This is a genomic window from Photorhabdus sp. RM322S (genome assembly GCF_042879395.1).
In the GTDB taxonomy this organism is placed as follows: Bacteria; Pseudomonadota; Gammaproteobacteria; order Enterobacterales; family Enterobacteriaceae; genus Photorhabdus; species Photorhabdus khanii.
Map to the genome: position 1 here is coordinate 1 of NZ_JBHFKW010000140.1, position 897 is coordinate 897.

1 protein-coding gene and 1 pseudogene are annotated in these 897 nt (G+C 36.1%); both read left to right on the plus strand.

The genetic code is table 11. The annotated features are described in order from the left end of the window. Positions 1-222: pseudogene (locus tag ACGF63_RS22940) on the plus strand (hypothetical protein); the annotation flags it as partial. Next, a complete protein-coding gene (locus ACGF63_RS22945; RefSeq protein ID WP_152962739.1) occupies positions 222-728 on the plus strand; it encodes a contact-dependent growth inhibition system immunity protein in 507 nt (168 codons plus the stop codon). The pseudogene ACGF63_RS22940 and the gene ACGF63_RS22945, both read left to right, overlap by 1 nt. Positions 729-897: the final 169 nt, after the last annotated feature.

Here is an 897-nt window from a genome sequence, read left to right on the forward strand (position 1 = left end):
AAGCAGATATATACGTCAATGAAAGGGAATATTGATTCAGCGGCAGATTTTAGTGGGCACACTAAAGGGGAGAGTAAAATTACTTCTTCAATGATTTCACAGCGTGAAGTACGAGTTGCTGTACCAAAAGTTACAACGGTAGAACAGTGGGAGCAAATTAACCGTGCGATAGCTTATGGCGTAGAAAGAAATGTTAATGTTAAAATCACGGTGGTGAAATAATGAGTATGGATTTTAAGCAAGGGTTAAATGCAACCGCTATGTTTAATGGAGATTTTTACTCTGTTAAAACTTATTCAGGTAACGGCTTATTAAGAGCAGATCCCTTAGGTAGCAAACATTTATTACAGCCAATTGTATCTGATCAGGAATTAGGAAAGGCTGTACTTGATGCTTTATCAAAAAGCAGAATAATTTCGCTTGATGAATGCGGAGATTATTTTGATCATGATGTAAGTAATGAGCAGTATAAAAATTGGATAACTGAGATGATGGGATTTTATGGCTATCGTTCAAAACGTCAATTATTTAAAAAAATGTTAAGCTGTGGTATCTGCATGCTTGATGGTCAAATAATGATACGACCATCTCGCCATGAAAAATTGGATGGCTGGTCTGAAGATGGTATTTCTGAATCTGATCATGTCGTAATTTCTGCGGACAGTTCCCCTGAGGAAGTTGGTGCAGCATTACGATTGGCTTTTTCACGTTGCAGAAGTTATGTTTAACGATAAAACAACAGGTTATTTTTCACTGATTGGCTATGAGCTTTGATTTATAGAGTTAATTAAGGTGGATACGTAATCATTATTATGTATCCGCTAACTATCTCAAAAGGCTTAAAACGTTATTCAATGAGCTTTACCTCTAAAATCACGGTGGTGAAATAATGAGTGT

Bases quoted from the DNA above. Each gene is read 5' to 3' on its own strand.
- ACGF63_RS22945 (WP_152962739.1), top strand. From the start codon at position 222: ATGAGTATGGATTTTAAGCAAGGGTTAAATGCAACCGCTATGTTTAAT.